General features: G+C 35.5%; 17 protein-coding genes and 1 riboswitch. Of the genes, 11 read left to right on the top strand and 6 right to left on the bottom strand.

The window, feature by feature from the left end; genetic code table 11:
• Positions 1–30 precede the first annotated feature (30 nt).
• Positions 31–339, top strand: coding sequence for an iron chaperone (locus tag KO524_RS05460; RefSeq protein ID WP_219291411.1), 309 nt, complete (start codon positions 31–33; stop codon positions 337–339).
• 75 nt (positions 340–414) lie between these two features.
• Here KO524_RS05460 and KO524_RS05455 read toward each other — a convergent pair whose 3' ends face one another.
• Positions 415–912: a GNAT family N-acetyltransferase gene (locus tag KO524_RS05455; protein ID WP_219291409.1), complete on the bottom strand. Its 498-nt coding sequence runs from the start codon at positions 910–912 to the stop codon at positions 415–417.
• Between the two features lie 531 nt (positions 913–1443).
• Here KO524_RS05455 and KO524_RS05450 point away from each other — a divergent pair.
• Together KO524_RS05450 and KO524_RS05445 are read left to right on the top strand one after the other, a co-directional pair.
• Positions 1444–2250 (top strand): AraC family transcriptional regulator, encoded by an 807-nt coding sequence (locus KO524_RS05450; protein WP_219291407.1) that lies wholly within the window; start codon positions 1444–1446, stop codon positions 2248–2250.
• Between the two features lie 56 nt (positions 2251–2306).
• Positions 2307–3164: a carboxymuconolactone decarboxylase family protein gene (locus KO524_RS05445; RefSeq protein WP_255555153.1), complete on the top strand. Its 858-nt coding sequence runs from the start codon at positions 2307–2309 to the stop codon at positions 3162–3164.
• Between the two features lie 184 nt (positions 3165–3348).
• Here KO524_RS05445 and KO524_RS05440 read toward each other — a convergent pair whose 3' ends face one another.
• Positions 3349–4764, bottom strand: a complete 1416-nt coding sequence (locus tag KO524_RS05440; RefSeq protein WP_219291404.1) for a PLP-dependent aminotransferase family protein — start codon at positions 4762–4764, stop codon at positions 3349–3351.
• Positions 4765–4904: 140 nt separating this feature from the next.
• Between KO524_RS05440 and KO524_RS05435 the strand changes: the two genes are divergently transcribed.
• The 6 genes from KO524_RS05435 (at position 4905) to KO524_RS05410 (ending at position 11030) form a co-directional block, all read left to right on the top strand.
• Complete coding sequence (locus tag KO524_RS05435; protein WP_219291401.1) at positions 4905–5816, top strand: DMT family transporter; 912 nt, start codon at positions 4905–4907, stop codon at positions 5814–5816.
• A gap of 261 nt (positions 5817–6077) precedes the next feature.
• The gene (locus KO524_RS15505; RefSeq protein WP_219291399.1) at positions 6078–7136 is read left to right on the top strand and encodes a GNAT family N-acetyltransferase; all 1059 of its coding nucleotides are present in this window, start codon (positions 6078–6080) and stop codon (positions 7134–7136) included.
• Positions 7137–7345: 209 nt separating this feature from the next.
• Positions 7346–7882, top strand: coding sequence for a hypothetical protein (locus tag KO524_RS05425; RefSeq protein ID WP_219291396.1), 537 nt, complete (start codon positions 7346–7348; stop codon positions 7880–7882).
• A gap of 278 nt (positions 7883–8160) precedes the next feature.
• Positions 8161–8721, top strand: coding sequence for a Crp/Fnr family transcriptional regulator (locus KO524_RS05420; RefSeq protein WP_219291393.1), 561 nt, complete (start codon positions 8161–8163; stop codon positions 8719–8721).
• A gap of 96 nt (positions 8722–8817) precedes the next feature.
• On the top strand, positions 8818–10017 hold the full coding sequence (locus KO524_RS05415; RefSeq protein ID WP_219291390.1) for a calcium:proton antiporter: 1200 nt from the start codon (positions 8818–8820) through the stop codon (positions 10015–10017).
• Positions 10018–10049: 32 nt separating this feature from the next.
• The gene (locus tag KO524_RS05410; protein ID WP_219291387.1) at positions 10050–11030 is read left to right on the top strand and encodes a deoxyhypusine synthase family protein; all 981 of its coding nucleotides are present in this window, start codon (positions 10050–10052) and stop codon (positions 11028–11030) included.
• A 79-nt stretch (positions 11031–11109) separates the two neighbouring features.
• On the opposite strand, the gene KO524_RS05405 is transcribed toward KO524_RS05410, so the two are convergent.
• The 4 genes from KO524_RS05405 to KO524_RS05390 all read right to left on the bottom strand — a co-directional run bounded on the left by KO524_RS05405 (position 11110) and on the right by KO524_RS05390 (position 18052).
• A complete protein-coding gene (locus tag KO524_RS05405) occupies positions 11110–11562 on the bottom strand; it encodes a GNAT family N-acetyltransferase (protein WP_255555152.1) in 453 nt (150 codons plus the stop codon).
• Between the two features lie 594 nt (positions 11563–12156).
• Entirely contained in the window at positions 12157–14361 is a 2205-nt protein-coding gene (locus KO524_RS05400) for a hypothetical protein (protein ID WP_219291382.1), read from the bottom strand.
• A gap of 960 nt (positions 14362–15321) precedes the next feature.
• Positions 15322–17097, bottom strand: coding sequence for an aminopeptidase P family protein (locus KO524_RS05395; RefSeq protein ID WP_219291381.1), 1776 nt, complete (start codon positions 17095–17097; stop codon positions 15322–15324).
• A 109-nt stretch (positions 17098–17206) separates the two neighbouring features.
• A complete protein-coding gene (locus KO524_RS05390) occupies positions 17207–18052 on the bottom strand; it encodes a DMT family transporter (protein ID WP_219291380.1) in 846 nt (281 codons plus the stop codon).
• A 432-nt stretch (positions 18053–18484) separates the two neighbouring features.
• A riboswitch (TPP riboswitch) is annotated at positions 18485–18582 on the top strand.
• A 58-nt stretch (positions 18583–18640) separates the two neighbouring features.
• Between KO524_RS05390 and thiS the strand changes: the two genes are divergently transcribed.
• Together thiS and thiC are read left to right on the top strand one after the other, a co-directional pair.
• Positions 18641–18847 carry a sulfur carrier protein ThiS gene (thiS, locus tag KO524_RS05385; protein WP_219291379.1) on the top strand — a complete coding sequence of 69 codons (207 nt, stop codon included), beginning with the start codon at positions 18641–18643 and terminating at the stop codon, positions 18845–18847.
• Positions 18848–18891: 44 nt separating this feature from the next.
• Positions 18892–20715, top strand: a complete 1824-nt coding sequence (gene thiC, locus KO524_RS05380; protein ID WP_219291377.1) for a phosphomethylpyrimidine synthase ThiC — start codon at positions 18892–18894, stop codon at positions 20713–20715.
• Positions 20716–20719: the final 4 nt, after the last annotated feature.

The following is a 20719-nucleotide window of genomic DNA, read 5'->3' as shown; positions in this document are numbered from 1 at the left end:
TCGTATATTAACTATAGAAAAAAATAGCCTATGACGCCTGAGAAATACACCTGTGTCGATCAGTATATAAACGGTATTTCCTCAGAGTACTTCGATTGCGCTATCGAGCTACGCAACATCATTAAATCGGCCTTACCCCAAGCCGAAGAAGTAATCAGTTATAATATGCCTGCCTATAGGTATCGGAAAATATTGGTATTTTTTGCGGTCTATCCCTCCCATATCGGCTTTTACCCTACTCCCAGCGCTATAACTGCTTTTAAAGATGATTTAAGCACTTATAAATGCAGCAAGGGAACTATCAATTCTCCTATGAAAAACCGCTTCCCAAAGCGTTGATAGAGAAAATATGTCGATTTAGATTCGAAGAAGTATCCTAATTTCAAATGTTTCGCGATTTACAAAAAAGCCCCTTTAACGATGGAGTTTTAATTCGAGTATTTCTCCAGGCAATCCATCGAAATCTTCAAAGGACACGGATTCAAATCTATTATTGACTAAAATTTTTCGAGAAGGACTGTTTTTAGGATCGATTATAGCTACTAATTTTTGTAGCTGATTGCGCTGCTGTGCCTTTTCAATCAAGGTTTTAGCAATTAAACTACCAATTCCCTTTCCCCAATATTCCGGTAACAACATATAGCCCAATTCGGCCGTAACACTACCTAATTCTTCTATTTCCAATTTGGCCAATCCTATGAAGTCACCCGTATCGCGGTCAATAATTTTAAAGCTACCGTACTGCAAATCGAGTGCATTACTTTTAATCAATTTTGCAAAATCAACCTGAGCCTCGGCTAACGGCAGGGCTCTTTCCGTAATCATTTCCATGACGCTTTCGTCGCTAACCAACTCAAAGTACAACTTAAAGTCAGCTACTTTAAACTGCTCTAAAACAATATTTAATTTCATATATAGTTGCTTAAAAATAATATAGCGATACATCCTTAAACCGCTTAATGCAGATCTAAAACTAGCTATGGTAATGGCAAAGATAATTATTAAATGGATTAGTGAAGTCGCCAGTTTATTAATGAAACACTTCCCAAACTATTTTTTCAACTGTAGCTGCGGCATTCGAACCCAATACAGGAGGTTAGACGTTGCCGAAAACCTTGCTGCATCATATACTCGATTCCATCATTATTTTTTACGATAATGAACTTCCTAGTAAAAGTTTTAAAAATAAACGACATTTTTATTTTTATATTATATTTGAAAAAACAGATACCTTTTAGTACCTTAATAACCAAGTGGTTACTATTACTAAATATCAAACCTATTAATAAGATAAAAATAATTATTGAAAACCCATTTGTTCGGTAGAATATGCCAGCAATATGCGTTGGCAGAAAAAGAAATTGAACTGTTTCCATTTATCAACAATTAAAACAATAGGGTGATCGACAAATCGTAAAAATAAAAATTTTATAATTTTTCAACATGTTAAAAGTATATGCAATCTCGGATTTATTAGCGCTAGCCCCAGATTACATTCCGTATTATGTAGGGACTTTTGAAAATACTGAAGATCCTGATGTAGAATGGGCACACCGTCATTCCTTTTTTTCATTAGTCTGGTTTACTATAGGAACAGGTTCTTATGTAATCGATTTTGAGGAATATGAGATCAAACCCAATAGAGTTTTTTTTGTCAGTCCAAAACAAATTCACAATTGGGATTATTCAGATAATTGCCGGGGATTCATACTCACTATCGATCGCGTACTTGGAGAAGAATTGAATTTGAATTATCGCTTTCCCTATTTAGATATCCATGGTCGATCTAAGGACATACTCGCCAAAGTGTTTCCTGATTTAATTGAAAACTTTCAATCTCAGCGCGATATCATTATTGATATCAAATATATTTATCGACTTTGCGAAAGATTTTCCGAACTAAATCAATGTAAACAGTATTCCACCAATCCCCATATTATCGCTTTTAAAAAGTTAGTAACTGAAAAGGAAACTCAAAACCAATCCATAGAATCGTATGCCAACGCATTACAGCTCACTTTAGCCGAATTGAATGCTATTTGCAAGAAATATTTGGGAACCACTGCCAAACAGTATGTATTAGATATAAAGCTAACTGAAGCAAAAAGATTTTTATTGTACAGTGATCAGCATGTCAGTGAAATCGCTTTCCAGTTAGGTTTTGAAGACAGTTCCTATTTTTCGCGTTTCTTTAAAAAGAAAACCACGCTTAGCCCATCAGACTTTCTTAAAAAGTACCGAAAACAATAGTAAAAGTCCTATAACCCCGTTTGCTGTTCTTTTATCTTTGTTATAAAGCTCTAAAAATGAGAAATTTCACAATTATTATACTCGCACTTTTACCCATATTAAATATGTATTCACAGATGGAAAAATCAGCACGTTACCCTATTGGATGGAACAAGTTACAGCAAATCGATGGAGAAGCAGGAGAAAAAGTGATTAATGGACTACAAGACTTTTCACCAGAATTGGCTAATCTTATTATTGAATACGCTTTTGGTAGTGTTTACAGTCTCGATAAACTTCCAAATAAGTCGAAAGAGTTAGTCGCCCTATCTTCGTTGATTACACAACGAGCAATACCCGAAATGAAAGTACATTTTAATGGAGCTTTAAATACGGGAAATACCATTAATGAAGTAAAAGAAGTTATTCTTCAAATGTCGGCATATGTCGGTTTCCCCAAAAGTATTTGCGCGATGAATACCTTTCGGGAAGTACTAGAAGAACGAAAAAAACAAGGCATTGATGATATAGAGGGAAAAATGTTTCAGACCGACGATTTAACGAATCTATTGGAAAAAGGCTCTAAAGAATTAGCTTTGCTCGACAGTATGCAAGAACATAAACTGCGTGAGAATTTCGAAAGCTTTTCACCTGAGCTGGTTCAATTTATTCTTGAAACCGGATATGGTGAAATATATTCCCGCAAAAATCTCGATAAAAAATCCAGACAAACAGTTACAATTGCAGCTTTAGCAACTTTAGGAACCGCCGCTGCTCAACTCAAATTCCATATAAAAGCTGGACTAAACATAGGATTAACAGTAGAAGAGATCAAAGAAATAATGTTATTGATATCGGTGTATTCTGGTTTCCCATCCGCAATCAATGGTATGGCAATTCTCAAGGAAGTTGTAAATGATGCTAACACCCTATAAACTTTACTATTTCGACAGTGGGAACTGTGCTGTTAAAAATTACAGAACATGCCATTTACAGCGATACAATACCAAAAAAAACAAGCTTGCTTGATTTAAGAGTTTTTTTAAAGAAGAAGTTCAGCTAACAAATAAAATTAACTAAAAACTTTAACTAAACAACTGCAAAATCCACATAAACAGATTAATGCATTTTTTTAATTATAAATCCTAATTCTTTTAACTTTAGTTTTAAATCCTCATCCCAAGGCAAACCAATACTCAGTCTCATACAATTTTCAAACTGATTCTGTAAGGTAAACGCCCGTCCAGGAGCAATGCTGATTCTTTTCTTAATCGCCATATCATACAGTTTTACTGTATCTATACCTTTTGGTAATTCGACCCAAAGGGCTAATCCACCTTGTGGTCTACTGGTTTTAGTTCCCTCGGGAAAATACTCGATAATCGCTTGTACATAATTGTGATAATTTTGTTGCAGAGTGCGGCGCAATTGTTTTAAGTGATTTTCATAACGTCCCGTCTTTAAAAAATTACCAACGGCTTCCTGAATAATTGAAGTAGAAGAAAACGAATGTACCAATTTTAGTTTTAACAATTTTTCTTTGTATTTACCCGGTGCTATCCACCCTACTCGATATCCAGGTGCTAAAGTTTTTGAAACCGAGCTACAATACAAAACATTTCCGGTCCTGTCAAAGGACTTACAGCATTTTGGTCGTTGATTACCGAAATACAAATCACCGTAAATATCGTCTTCAATGAGCGGTATCTGGTTTTTTGCTAATAAGTCAACCACCATCTTTTTGTTTTCATCAGGCATACAACTTCCCAAAGGCGTATTAAAATTGGGTACCAACAAACACATATTGATTTTTGGAATTACCGCCTTTAAAACATTGATATCGATACCGCTAATTGGGTGGGTCGGCAACTCGATCACCTTGTATCCCAAACTGATCGCCAATTGAAAAACTCCAGGATAACAGGGACTTTCCATCGCCACCGTATCTCCAGGTTTACCCAAGGCCATCAAACAAAAGGATAATGCATTCATTCCTCCACTGGTCGTTATTAGATCGTCTTCATTAAAATTGCCGCCCCAGCTCTGCGATCGTTGAGCAATCATTTTTCTCAATTTAAGGTTACCTTGTAGTAATTCATATTCCGTACCTCCATCTTTTAGCTCTCGAGTAGCATAAACAATTTCCTTTTTCAACTTACTCAACGGCAACAAATTTCCCGAAGGAATACCTATCGAAAACAAGGTTAAATCGGCCTTACCCATATTGGAGAACACCTTAGTAATCAACTCCGAAGGCTCGCTATCATTAGCCATTAATGAAGGACTGCTGGGATGTGGTAGCGGTAAATCAGCTTCTAAATGAGTCGTAACAAAAAAACCAGATTGCGGTTTAGACTCAATCAAAGATCGAGCTTCCAACTCCCAATATATCCGTTTGGCCGTATTAATGCTCACGGAATGATCGCGACTTAACTCTCGAATAGAAGGTAGTTTATCTCCCCGCTTTAAAATTCCATCTTCAATTTGAAAGGCTATTTTATTCGCAATCTCGCTATACTTAAAACGTTTACTCATAAATATAAAAACATACAACTGTGTCCATGTAAATATACAAAACTGTTACTGTACTTACTGGTGGGAGTAAAGTAATTTTGTAAAGAAAAATAGTCGTAGCTCGTTTTGACTATCACGACACATTATCTAATACATTTCAAATGAATACAAAACAGCATTTAAATCCCACCCTAACCGCTGATATTACCATAGAACAAAAATCTAGTGGCTGGATTAACGGCTTTATTGCAGTCGTATTTTTTAGCGGATCGATGCCTGCGACTAAATTAGCAGTAATGGACTTTAATCCGATTTTCTTAACCGGAGCCCGTGGTACTATTGCCGGAATACTCGCTTTAGTCGCCTTATTGTGGTTTAAAGAAAAACGGCCTTCCAAATTCCAATTTAAATCATTATTGATTACTGCCTTTGGAATAGTTTTGGGGTTCCCCATACTTTCTGCTTTTGCCCTACAACACATTTCATCAGCTCATTCCTTGGTTTTCTTAGCTATGCTTCCCCTCTCAACAGCCATATTCGGAGTGATTCGCGGTGGCGAACGTCCCTCTAAAATATTTTGGTTTTTTTCTTTAATGGGTAGTCTTCTGGTTATGGGTTATGCCATATCACAAGGTATAGAAACCTCACTGCTTGGAGATATATTGATGTTGTTAGCGATCATTTTATGTGGGCTGGGTTATGCAGAAGGAGCTAAATTATCCAAAAACTTAGGCGGATGGCAGGTCATATCATGGGTATTAGTTATTTCCCTACCCCTCACCCTACCGCTGAGTTATTTCTACCTTCCATCAGACTTTGAAACCATAAATACTACTGCTTGGATTGGCTTATTATACATCGGTTTCTTTAGTATGTTTATCGGTTTTATCTTTTGGTATAAAGGATTGGCTCAAGGGGGTATTGCTAAGGTCGGCCAATTGCAACTTTTACAGCCTTTTTTTGGTTTAGGCTTATCCGCAACTTTATTACAAGAGCAGGTAAGTATGGGTATGTTATTGGTTACCGTCGGAGTTATCCTTTGTGTAGCCGGTTCTAAAAAATTTGCTAAGTAACGATTTTGTAAACTGCCTAAAAAATTTTGATCAAAATTATTAACATTTAATAGATCCATCGGTTCGAACAATTCCAGTAACTTTATTCTTTTAAGTGTGATTGTTTATATAAAAACTATTGTAATTCAGTGATCAAACGCAGCACATTGCATTATAACGCTCTTATATCCAAAGAGTAACCTAACGATATTAAACAAAATAGCACTACTTTAAAACCGAACTTGCTACTATATATAATAAAAACTTTAGCTTACTACTATTATGGAATCCATTAGCATACAAAAGGTCACTTTAAACGATCTTGAGAAACTTCAAAAAATCGGACAACAAACCTTTTTCGAAACCTTTTCTACCGGAAATAGCGATGATAATATGACCGCCTATTTAGAAGAGAGTTTTGCCATTGAAAAACTAACACGAGAATTACAAAATGTAAACTCTTCCTTCTATTTTGCTCTTTCTAATGAAGGTATTGTCGGTTATCTAAAATTGAATATCGGAAACTCCCAGACCGAAAAACAAAATGATAATGCCCTTGAAATTGAGCGTATATATGTATCAAAAGAATTTCACGGTAAACAAGTAGGGCAATCGCTGTATGATAAAGCTTTGATTGAAGCTAATAATCACGGTGTCGATTACATTTGGCTTGGCGTATGGGAAAGAAATGCCAGAGCGATCCGATTTTACGAAAAAAATGGTTTTTTTGAATTTGGACAGCACATTTTTAAATTAGGTGAGGACGAACAAATCGATATACTGATGAAAAAGTCCTTAAAAACCGTGATATCGTATTTTGATATACAACCCACCTTAGAAAATGACAAAGTTTTACTTTCCCCTTTAGTACAACAAGATTTTGAAGCCTTGTATCAGGTTGCTTCAGATCCGAAAATATGGGAGCAACACCCCAATAAAGACCGTTGGCAACGCGAGGTATTTCGCAATTTCTTTGAAGGTGCTATGCTGAGTAAAGGCGCTTTTAAAATTATCGACAAAGCAACAGCCGCTATTATTGGAAGTACACGATTCTATGATTTTAACCCATCAGAAAACAGTATTTTAATAGGATATACCTTTTATGCGGTTTCTCAATGGGGAAAGGGCATTAACCTTACCGTAAAGAATACGATGTTGGATTATGCTTTTCAATATGTAGATCAAGTTCTTTTTCATGTTGGAGCAAACAATGTGCGTTCGCAAATTGCCATTGAGCGATTAGGAGCAGTAAAAATTGCAGAAGAAGAGATTCCTTATTTTGGGGAAGAACCCAAGTTGAATTTTATATATAGCATTTCTAAAAAAGCTTGGAAGGAATAGGAATAAATATAATATGCAGTAAAGTAAGCAAAAAACCTCCGTTAGGATTTTTGCTTACGCTACATATAAGTTAATAAAAAACTGATTATAAATGATTTAAGCAAAATTATTTAAACTATTACATAACGGTTATTTTAAAAATATTTACGATTTGGATAAGGCATACTTTTACTTATATTAGCGTATATCTTTCACCTAATCTACAGTCATTGAAAACACTTATAAATCCTACGGTTGTAAAATATCTAGATTATATCATTCGCTTTTACTTGTCGTTTTCGCTACTGATTTATGCTGTTGCCAAAATAACGAATGTACAATTTAGCCAAAGTAGTGACAGCTATCTCCACTATAAAGTTGAAGATTTAAGTCCTCAAGACTTGGTTTGGGTATTCTACGGCTATGCGCCTCTTTATGAAATTATACTTGGATGTTTTCAACTCGTGGCGGTATTCCTATTGGTGTATGACAAAACCAAATTATTAGGTATATTATTCTTATGGCCTATTTTTATAAACATCTTGTTAATTGATATTTTTTATGAAGTTACGGCATTACGATCTATCATTTACTACAGTGTCTTATTGCTGATTCTAAGTTTTCTAAATCAAAAACAACTGCGTATTGCTATTGTACAACTAGTACAAATACCTGGAAGTCAAAAAGGATTTCTATTTAATTTAAAAAACCTATTTATAATTATGGTAGGATTTGCCTTATTGATTTTGTTATCTCTCACATTATAGTCATAATGTCGATATAGACAGGCAAACGACATTTTATAAACTCTTGTCTGCCCCCTATTGATTGGTGTTTAAGTATCAAAAATTGACTTGCTGCTATAGTCATAGTAGCCCTATATCAAAAGTAGTAAAAACAAGGCCTATTTTATAAAGTGATTTAATTGGATTTACATAAGGAACTAGTTTCAAAAGACTGGCGTATTTCACCTTTTTTTATACCTTTGAATAGATGTTATTCCTCAAAATTTTGATAGTTACATCTTCGTTGAAAAATCAAGATTATGGAAATAGATCAAATTTTAGATTACATATATAAGCTGCCTGAAAATTCGAGAATGATTTTAAAGGATCAGATGGAGGAATTGGTTTATCCAAAAAACCATATATTGCTTAAAGCCGATAAAATCGAACATCATATTTATTTGATTAAAAGTGGTATTGTTCGCGCTTTTGCACCACAAGAAGATCACGACATTACGTTTTGGTTTGGTCAAGAGGGTGAAACCATATTATCAATGCGCAGTTATGTTGAAAATAAAAAGAGCTATGAAAACATTGAGTTGCTTGAAGATTGTGTACTCTTTCAACTAAACATAGAGCGACTAAATCAATTGTATCAGAGCGATATTCACATCGCCAATTGGGGTAGGAAATTAGCGGAAATAGAGTTGTTAAAAATTGAGAGCAGAATGATTTCCAATGATTTGCTTTCAGCTAAAGAACGTTATGATCTATTGATGGCCGAGTCCCCAACTTTAATACAAAGAGTACCTCTAAAATATATTGCTTCTTACCTGGGGATTACGCCTGTTAGTTTGAGCCGCATTCGCAAAGAAAAATAATACCACAAGCTCCATTAATTATCATAGGATAATTTTGGTGGTTATTATTGTCTCTAATTTTGCTTTGTTTTAATAACCATTAAATAAAGCCATACAATGTCTCAATTACCACTTGTAAATTCCTTAACCCTATCTCAAATTATACCTAAGAATACCCGTATCCGCTTGGTATTGGTATGGATTATCGTACTGGGTTTTATGTTAGTTGGAAATAGGTTTTTAGGCGACTCTATAGATTCCATTACAGCGGCTATTGGTTTTTTAATTTTGTTAACTACCATTATAGGTGCCGCATTTGGCGTTGTCAAAGAAGCCGATGAACTGGCTCATAAGCTCGGTGAGCCTTATGGAACCTTAATTCTGACCTTATCCATCGTTTCCATAGAAGTTATCTTGATTTCCGCGGTGATGTTGGGCCCAGGCGAATTTCCTACCATCGGAAAAGACTCCATATTCTCTGTAATGATGATTATCATGAACTTAGTTATTGGACTTTGTATTTTGTTGGGTGGATTAAAATACGGCGAGCAAGAATACAATGCACAGGGAACGACTTCGTACTTAGGTATGATTATTATGTTAGGTGGGATTTCCATGATGTTGCCCAATTTTATAGAAGGAGCTGGTCAAGGGATGTTTTCCAATACCCAAGCCATAGTACTGTCTTCATTGGTTGTCGTTTTATACGGCTTATTTCTATTTATGCAAATGAAGGGATACCAACATTTGTATATACAACCCAAAGCGGGTTCTATGGAAATTCCATTCTCAGAACGTTATTCGTCCACAATTCCCAAAAACGAGGAAATACCCGCAGAGATACAGTCGTCAAAAAACAATAAAAACGAAATCCTCATCCGATCGCTTATACTATTGGGCATGATATTACCCATAGTTTTGCTTTCTCATAACATGGCAACCGTGGTTGACTACGGAATCAAAGCGGCTCAATTACCGCCCTTATTAGGCGGTGTATTGATAGCGATAATCGTATTTACCCCAGAATCCATGACGGCCGTTAAAGCGGCTTTAAATAACGAATTTCAACGGGCTATTAACCTTTGCCATGGCGCCTTTGTCTCCACGGTAGGACTAACAGTACCGTCCGTACTCATCGTGGGTATGTTAACAGGAAAAACCGTTCTATTTGGATTGAGTGCTACCGAAACGATCTTGTTTGTCATTACGTTGTTATTGAGTTTGATTAGCTTTTTAGGTAAACGTACTACACCGGTCATGGGAATAATGCATTTGGTGTTATTCTTTGTATTTATCATGTTGATTTTTAATCCTTAAAAAAGCTAAAACCCTTTATATTATTTTATATCATGGAACAAAAAAGAGGTCCTATCTCGCAATTTATCGAGAAAAACTATCTACACTTTAATGCAGCAACTGTGGTAGATGCTGCAAAGGGATATGAGCAACACCTGCTTGCCGGAGGCAAAATGCTCATTTCATTGGCCGGTGCCATGAGTACTGCGGAATTGGGCATTTCACTAGCAGAGATGATCCGACAAGGAAAAGTGGATATTATAAGTTGTACGGGTGCCAATTTAGAAGAAGATATTATGAATCTAGTGGCCCATTCACACTACAAAAGAATTCCAAACTACCGCGATTTAACACCGCAAGATGAATGGGATTTGTTACAAAATAAATACAATAGAGTAACAGACACCTGTATACCCGAAGAAGAAGCCTTTCGCAAAATACAGCATCATATTGAAAAGATTTGGAAAGATGCTGAACGAGATGGTGAACGCTATTTTCCTCACGAAAACATGTATAAATTACTGTTAAGTGGTGTATTGGAAGATGCCTATGAAATTGACCCTAAAAACTCCTGGATGCTCGCTGCAGCAGAACGCAATCTACCCATTGTAGTACCGGGATGGGAAGACTCGACTATGGGAAACATCTTTGCTTCTTATGTAATCAAAGGTGAACTCAAAGCTTCTACAGTAAAAAGTGGTATTGAATATATGGTTTGGTTAGCCGACTTTTATGAAAAAAATGCCGTAGATCAAGGAATTGGATTTTTTCAAATTGGCGGTGGTATAGCGGGAGATTTTGCCATGTGTGTTGCTCCCATGTTGGAACAAGATCTTGAAAAAGAAAACATTCGAAAATGGCGCTATTTCTGTCAGATTACCGACTCAACGACTTCTTTTGGCTCCTATTCCGGTTGTATTCCCAACGAAAAAATCACTTGGGGTAAATTGGATATTGATACTCCTAGTTATATGATTGAATCTGATGCTACTATAGTAGCTCCCCTAATTTTCGCTTGGGTATTGAAACAATAATTGTCGTTTTTTATTAATTTTTTTTCAACAGGGGTTTAGATTTACAATCTAAGCCTCTTTTTTATTTTAATCCGTGATATCAGATAGTTTTTAAACCTTCCCATTCGTACTCCAAATCGTCGTATTCCAATTCGGCTGTGTTAGAAAAATTCAAACGCTCTAAAAGTCCTATGGCTTTTTGATTACTTTTAGAAGTAACCGCATAAATACGGTGAAGCTTCATCGAATGCTTTCCATAATCCATCGCTAACATCATTGCTGCGGTCATATATCCATTTCCGTAATACTGTGGTACTAAAACACACCCCAACTCTCCTGCTCCAGCAGTAAATCCGCGATAATAACCGCAAGTACCCACAATTTTGTTAGTTATATTATCAAAAATCCCCCAGTGAATGGAGTTTCCATTTAAATAGTCTTCATTAATTTTATGCTGCATTTGCTCGGCTTGTTGTACGTCAACTGCCTGTACAGCATCATAATAAGAAATTTCAACAATATCTTTAATATCTTTGGTTTCAATCTGTTTCAAAGTAAGCCTGTTTGTTATTAAGCTTGGAAATATTTGATATGGAGGTAAATTCATGAATTGATTATTTTAGATAGACCATCTACTGTCTAAGCCTTGTGCTTCACAAATATATCACTGTTTATTTATTGGCTTGTCAATAGCAGTATTAAAAAACCTAAAAAACGCAAAAAAGGTCCGATTGCCATCGAACCTAAAATAAATGCATACGCATTGACGATAAAAAAGGTTATTCAGCAAATGCTGACACATATACATCCAAAAGCCTTACTTTAAAATGCTATATCTCTAATTTATCGCTGCGTTTTAAATGATAAAAAATTATTCAAAGGAGACTAAATATAATAAACTCAAAATTTATAAATATGAAATTCATGCAACAACAGTCTATCTTCATATTTAAAAAATCAAAAGGTCAGTAACAACAATTTTGAAAAAGAAAAATTAAATCGTCTCCCTGAATAATGTAAATTAAATTTGCCTTAAAGTTCCTTTTCCCTGACTGAGAAAAAGTGTACTAGGCTCAGTCTAAAACAAATACAGCAAAAGAAAGAATACCTATTCTTGTACTGTATACAATTTAACTTAAGAAGTCAATTATTTAGACATTTGGCTTTCTAACTTGCTTAAACGCAACATAACTTCTTGATTATTGCTTATTAGATTTTCAATTTGAGTATTTTTCTCGTCTATAATATAATTTTGTTGAGAAAGTTGTAACTGTAATTCTTCAATTTTTTCAGATTGTGCTATATTTTCTTGTTCTGTCGATCTCTTTTGATCAATCAGATGCAGATACAATTCTTCCGTTTTTTCCAATAGTTGAATAGATAATTCAGAAACATTAAAAGAAAATCCAGCCGTAGTCTGTTCTAAATCCCCAATCGGTGTAATTCCTGGTAAGTGTCTGTTTTTTTCAATAAAATCAGCAATTGTTTCTAAATCGCTAAATTTATAATCGCTTTTTAACTGTGAATAGCCATCAAAATAATCTTCAAAAACATAATCGGCATAATGGCTATTTACTGTAGTAATAGTACCGTTAACACGCAATTTTTCATGCGGCACGTCCGAAGGTTCTGAAAATCCGATACCCACCCATCCTTGAGTATAAATATTATCCGTATTGGAAACCGCACCTATATTCGTTAGTGTACTGTACCAAGGTTCTTGAATAATCAATGCCAAATCCAATGTATGCGTTACTTGATTTTCATCGGTATATTCCAATTTTTTATTATCAATATCCAATTCCAATTTAGTTAATGTTTGAACATCACCTACTAAATCTACTAAATTAAAGTCAGTGACTTCTGCCTTTTCATTTTTATAACTCAATACATGAGTCACTCCATCATAATTCAATTCGGTAATGGTTTCTACTCCTTTTACCAAAACCTTTAAATCAATCGGATGCGCTACCCCTTTCTCATCGGTATAGGTTAAGGTGTGCAAATCAGACATGATACCGAATTCATCTTCTTGTTGAGTAACCACATCTCTTAAACTAGTTAAAGTTTCATGTGCCTTAACCATACCCTCTATATCAATCGTCTGCGAAGTACCCGTAGAGTCAGTATAGTAGAAATTTGTACCGTCGAAAGTAACGTTGCCTTCGATAGTAGTAAAATACTCTTTAAAGATATTTTTAATGGTTTCTTCATTAATGATGTCTTCAAAGTTATTGGTTACATCAGTAATTACATCAATGGTAATTCCAGTAGCTCCTGGTAATAAGACACCACTACTATCATATGAAGCCTCGTTGTAATACGTATATTTTCCTTCACCAACTTTTACAAGCTGTGTTAAGGTTTCATTAGCCTTAACCATTTCTGTAATATTGATGGTTTGCTGTACGCCATGCTCATCATAATAGAAGAAGTTATTACCGTCGAAGGTTACATTTCCCTTAATCGTAGTAAAAAACTCATTAAAGAGATTTTTAATGGTTTCTTCATTTAGAATTTCTTCAAAGTTATTGGTAACATCTGTGATGACATCAATAGTTACTCCAGTTGCACCAGGTAGCAACACACCATGGGTATCAAAAGATGCCTCGTTGTAATACGTATATTTTCCTTCGCTTACTTTTTGCAATTGTGTTATGGTTTCATTGCCCTTAACCATTTCTGTAATATTGATTGTCTGTTCAATACCATTATCATCGTAATAGATAAAATTTGTACCATCATAGATTACGTTACCCGCTACTTTAGTAACGTATTCGTTAAATATATTTTGAACACTTTGCGTATTCAAAATTTCTTCGAAATTCTGAATAACCGACGCTGTAATATCGATGATAACTTCGATTCCGCGCTCGTTGATATAGGTGTAGGAACCATCAGCATTTTTAATGATTTTCGTTTCCGTTTCATTTAATGCTACGATATCTTGATTATTCCAAGGCATTTTAACTTGATGCTGTTCGCTATCCGTTATAATCAATTCATCATTTACCAAAGTAAGACTTACGTTCACTGTATTTTTTAAATGATTTATTTCATTGGAACCAATTAAACGAACCCATTCATCTTTAAGCCAATAATAATAACCTGTTTTAATAGTTGCATTGTCAGTTGTATTAAATACTAATAAACTATTTACATTACCGTTTTTAATGGTTGTTGAATCAAAAGTATCTGTCAAAGCCACACGAGGAATTAAAATACCTTTATTAGTGGATACTACTTCCAACTGAGTAGAAGCGTTGGGCATCTGGGTACCAATTCCAACTTGTGCATTCGCAGCGATACCAAATAAAAACAAGGTGGCTAATGGAAGTAATTTTCTTTTCATTTTAAATACGATTTTATTATTTTGAATAAATTTTTGTTTGGATTTTTTAATAAAATGTACACGGATTGCAGTAGGCTCAGCGCATTCATTTCTAATTAAATGCAAATTTTATGTTTATAATTGGCAAACTTGTGTCAGATATAAAAAAAGGGGTAAAACTAAAATTTTGACGCAAAAATTTTAAAAACACCTGTTTCAAAAAATTAGAAAAAAAACATCAAACAACACAATTACAGTCACTTAAGTAAATATTTATCAGGAAAAACTGTACGATTTTACTTTAATAAAATCTTCTTTTCTTTCTAGTTTTAAATTTTTTCTTTTTTTTAGAAAACTTGTTTACTATAAAATCTACCAAAAGGACAAATGCGAAAAAACAAATGATATTAAGTATTAAGTATTCAATAAATGACAGATTAAAAAATAGTTCTTTCATAATAAATTATAAGTAATTGTAATGATTTTGTATCAGCAGCAGACGCCTTGATTTGACCATTTGCTAAAATTGTTTGCTGTCATTTTACCGATATAAAATAAGCTGTAGGTTTTTTGCTCAAGCGTTAAGTTTGCTATCATAAGATTTAAGTAAATCTTATATAACATACCCTATATTGGCTTAAGCACTCTTGAAGAAACTAGGGAGATTTATCATAGAAAAGACTTTCTAAAATAAAATAGTAAATTACAGCTGGTGTTTTTTTATAAGTGAAATACAAATTTCAAAATTAAAACCGACAAAACTGTAGCATTAAAATTAAAGGAGTAAAACTAAAAAATTGGGACATTATTAATTCTATAGTATAAACTGTAGTATAAAAAAAGACTGTTTCATCACGCGAAGCAGTCTTTTTTTTACCTTATTTTTAATCAAAAATGGCTTGCCAAAATGTTTTAAAACAAAAAGAGGCTGTCCTTTTAGACAGCCTCTTTAAAAAGTATTTTTAAAAAAGTGAAGCAATATTAAATCGCTTTGGTTTTTAAACGCAACCAATTTTGCTCTTCTTCATTTAATTTAGAAGAGATTTTATCGAACACCCATTGATTATAGTTGTTTAACCAATCAATATGTTCCTGATGTAATAAGGCCTTTTCAACTAAGGACGTATCGATATAGCAAATTGTAAGCGTCTCAAAGTCCATAAATTCACCAAATTGATTGCTTTCAATAGTTTTGGACACCACAAGATTTTCGATACGAATACCGTGTTTTCCCTCTCGGTACAAACCGGGTTCAATAGAAGATACCATACCATCTAAGAGCGCTACATCAACTGCAGCACCGTTGAAAGTATGAGGCCCTTCGTGTACATTTAAGAAGAAACCAACACCATGTCCTGTACCGTGATTGTAGTTGCGTTTCGTTGCCCAAATAGGGCGACGTGTTATGGCATCAATTTGGTAACCGCGAGTGCCTTTGGTAAAAACAGCCATAGATCCTTCGATTGTACCTTTTAAAACAATGGTATAATCTTCTTTTTCTTCTGCTGTCATTTCTCCTAAAGAAATAACACGGGTAATATCAGTAGTTCCTGTTAGGTATTGACCTCCAGAATCAACTAATAACAAACCGCTAGATGCCAACTGATAATTGGAAACTTTATCTGCATTATAATGTGGTAATGCACCGTGATCTTTATATCCAGCAATGGTACCAAAGGAAATATCTTTAAAGCCCGGTTGTTCCGCACGTAATGCTTGTAATTTATCGGCTATAGACATCTCTGATAAATCTCCTGAAGCTACATTTTCTTCTACCCATTTAAAAAACTTCGTCATGGCTACACCATCGTTGACCATCGTTTGTCGGATAAAATTCAATTCAACCTCGTTTTTAACCGATTTTAATAGGGTTGATGGATTTAAAGATTCAATAATTCTTACTTGCTTTGGAATAGAGTCATAAACCGCATAACAACTGCGTTTAGGATCTAACAATATACTTGAAACATTCAGTGTTGGAATCAACTTATAAACGGATACATAAGCCTGAACCTCAACTCCAGAATTTTTTAAATCTAAAATAGCTGCCGCAGTGAGTTTTCCCGCTGCAATATATAAGTGTGCCTCCGTTTGTGTTAAATAGACAAAAGCTAAAACTACTGGATTACAATTTACATCAGTTCCACGAATATTTAACAACCAGGCTACATCATCTAATGAAGAAATCAAATGTGCATCGGCATGTTGCTTTTTCATTTCTGCACGAACCTCAGTCAACTTGTCTATGGTTGATTGTCCTGTACTTTCAGTAGGTAATAAATAAGCGGGATTTGTAGGTAAGCTCGGTCTATTTTCCCAAATTGGGCCCAATAAATCTACATGTCCGTTGACCTTTACTCCTAAGGGTTCTAAAAGGCTTTTAACCGAATTAGCAACCATAAGTGAAGCTAAATTACCATCAAAAGCAACTGTTTGTCCAGCAGTAAATCGTTCAGCCAACCAAGTTGCAAATTCTGGCGCATGTTGCACTTTTAGTTTAACCAACTCAAAACCCGATTCTTCTAACTGTTGGTTTGCTTGTACAAAATAACGGGAATCGGTCCATAAACCCGCGAAGTCTTTCGTTATCATTAAGGTACCTGCAGAACCTGTAAAACCGGAAATCCAAGATATACACCGGTAATGTTCTGGAAGGTATTCACTAATATGTGGATCCGATGACGGAACAATATAGGCGTCAATACTATTTTTAGCCATTAGCTCGCGAATGGCCGCTAATTTTTCTAAGTGTTTCATAAAACCAAAATTTAATAGTGCAATTTAAACATTAAAATATTTTTGAGAACGAAAAAACTATTAAAGAACACATAAAAGAAATAATCTATATTACTCCTAAATAGCCGAACTACATGATAACTTTTTTACTGAATGTCGTAGCCCCTATACTTGCAGTAATTACACAAGCAATAGAAATCCATTGCAAAACAGTAAGGTTTTCCGACAAGAAAATTAATCCGGAAAAAGCGGCAAAAGCCGGCTGCATACTGGTCAATATACTAAACGTTTTTGCGGGAAGGCTTTTTAATGCAACTAAATCCAATGAAAAAGGTAAAGCACTCGACAAGACCGCAACTCCCAAACCTTTTAGGAAAAGTATAGGTGTTAAATTAAAAACACTACCATCCCAAAGGGCAATAGGTACTATAATCAGCGCTGCTATAAGCATTCCTACAGTCACGGCATCTTTACCGGGCATTACGGAAGCTACTTTACCTCCCATAACTATATACAATGCCCAAAATAATCCAGCCAAAAATGCGAGAAACAAGCCCAATAAATCAACATCATTATTCTGCCAAGGTACTATAAATAAAATACCGGCACAGGCGAGTAAGGCCCAAACGACATCCATCCACCTACGCGATAAAGACAAGGCCAAAAATAGAGGTCCTATAAATTCAACAGTAACCCCTAAACCCAAAGGAATGCGCTGAATAGCCATATAAAAAATAAGGTTCATCGCAGCAATGGCTATACCGTACATCGCACAATACAACCATTGTTGTTTTGTAAAAGTCAAAAATTTCGGACGATTAATACAAGTCAATATGATTGCCGACAAACCAATTCTTAAAGAACTGGTCCCTACGGCTCCTACAGCCGGAAAAAGTTGCTTGGCTATCGATGCGCCTCCTTGAACGCAAACCATGGACAATAAGGCTGCAGAAACGGCACTATTAGTTTTTTTCATTGACGAAATTATTAATAAACAGTAACAAAAAGAACTCAGTTAAGTAAGTTCTTTAACGAGGGTGAAGAAAATAAAAACACGTATTTCAAAGAACAAATTTCAGTAATATAATTAGATTTAAAACGACTGAGGACTAAAGTTTCACTTTACATTATGAAAATACGCCAACTACTCACCTGCCGATTCACGCAAACGCATACATAAGTGCACAATAATGAGGAATTCTTAATTGTTTATCTTTAAAACACCGATTTTTATCGAGTTGATTCTGCTTTTAGTGCCAACTACTTGTATTACACACTTTAGTACTAAAAACAAAAATGCCTTCCAGGATAAGCGCATTTTTAATTAAAAAAAGGCACTTATTATGTTTAGGCAAAACTTATCAAAATCATTTTTACTTTGATAAGCTGATTATTTGAGTATATTTGCCTCAAGCTTTAGGGGTGTCTACAGAAATGTAGGCTGAGATTTTACCCTTTGAACCTGATCTAGATCACACTAGCGTAGGAAAAAGTGAGATGACTTCATCCGTGTATACACACGAATTGTAGCCATTCCTAAAGTGATACCTAAATCTAAAATGGAATGGAACTGCAAATCAACAATCAAACGAAAACCTATCAGGTAGCTAAGCTCAGTATTCAAGATCTTCTGGAAATTGAAAAATCTGATAATCTCACAGGAATTGCTGTCGCTGTAAATCAGCTGGTGATTCCCAAAGATCTTTGGGCTACGCATTTTCTACAGTCAGGAAGTTCAATTCTCATTATAACAGCCACTCAAGGCGGTTAAATTCCATTTTACACTTGTAATTATTCACCAATAACTTTATAAAAATGGAAAAAACTCACGAGAAAATATCTCAAACCCCTTTTCCCAATTCGAGCAAAATTTATTTAAAAGGAAATTTGTTTCCCGATATCCAAGTTGCGCTGAGAGAAATCACCCTTCACGATACCAAATTAGCCAATGGTAGTATAGAGAAAAACCCGCCCGTAGCAGTTTATGATACTTCTGGTCCTTATACCGATCCAAACATCAAGATTGATATACGAAAGGGAATACCACGTATAAGAGAGCAATGGATTATCGATCGTTCTGATGTAAATATATTGGACTCCATTACTTCGCAGTACGGGCAACAACGCTTAAATGATCAAAAATTAGATCATTTGCGCTTCGAATTCCTACACTTACCCAAAGTAGCACAACCTCATAAGAATGTTACTCAATTACATTATGCTAAAAAAGGTATCATTACTGCAGAAATGGAGTATGTAGCCATTCGCGAAAATCAGAAGATCGAACAATTGGAAGATGCTAGCAGCGCCATGCGACAACAGCATACTGGAAACAGTTTTGGTGCACGTACTCCACAACGACGTATCACCCCAGAATTTGTTAGAGAAGAAATTGCCGCCGGGCGTGCCATTATCCCGAACAACATCAATCATCCTGAAAGCGAACCCATGATTATCGGGCGAAACTTTTTGGTAAAAATCAATGCCAATATCGGCAATAGTGCCGTCAGCTCTACCATTGAAGAGGAAGTAGAAAAAGCGGTATGGGCTTGTCGCTGGGGTGCTGACACCATCATGGATTTGTCAACAGGTAAAAATATACACGAAACGCGAGAATGGATTATTCGCAATTCTCCCGTGCCTATCGGAACAGTTCCTATATACCAAGCTTTAGAAAAAGTAAACGGTGTAGCGGAAAATTTAACTTGGGAAATTTATAGAGATACCTTAATCGAACAAGCTGAACAGGGCGTCTCCTATTTTACCATTCATGCTGGAGTTTTATTGAGATATATCCACTTAACCGCCGAACGCGTCACGGGCATTGTATCCCGAGGTGGATCTATTATGGCTAAATGGTGTTTGTTTCACCATCGCGAAAACTTTTTATATACCCATTTTGAAGACATCTGTCAAATTATGAAGCAATACGATATTGCTTTTTCCTTAGGTGATGGCCTACGTCCTGGGTCTATAGCAGACGCCAACGATGCCGCGCAGTTCGCAGAATTGGAAACTTTAGGCGAACTAACCAAAATTGCCTGGAAGCACGACATTCAAGTGATGGTAGAAGGTCCGGGTCACGTACCCATGCATTTGATTAAAGAGAATATGGAAAAGCAATTACGCGATTGTGGTGAAGCACCCTTTTATACTTTGGGACCTTTAACCACCGATATTGCTCCGGGTTACGATCATATTACATCAGCTATAGGTGCTGCTATGATCGGTTGGTATGGAACTGCGATGTTGTGTTATGTAACTCCAAAAGAGCATTTGGGTTTACCCAATAAAAAAGATGTTAAGGATGGAGTTATTACTTACAAACTCGCCGCTCATGCCGCTGACCTCGCAAAAGGACATCCCGGAGCTCAATACCGCGACAATATGTTGAGTAAAGCGCGATTTGAATTTCGATGGGAAGATCAATTTAATCTATCTCTAGACCCGGATACAGCCAGAGAATTTCACGACGAAACCCTACCTGCAGATGCAGCAAAAGTGGCTCATTTTTGTTCGATGTGTGGTCCGAAATTTTGCTCGATGAAAATATCTCAAGAAATCAGAGAAGAAGCTGCTAATGGAATGCGTACTAAATCTGCCGAGTTCATTGAAGCGGGTAAAGAAATTTATAGCTAGAAAT

This window comes from Flavobacterium sp. NKUCC04_CG (assembly GCF_019345525.1).
GTDB lineage: Bacteria > Bacteroidota > Bacteroidia > Flavobacteriales > Flavobacteriaceae > Flavobacterium.
Note: the sequence above shows the minus strand (reverse complement) of the source record. Positions and strands in the feature narration are given on the sequence as shown.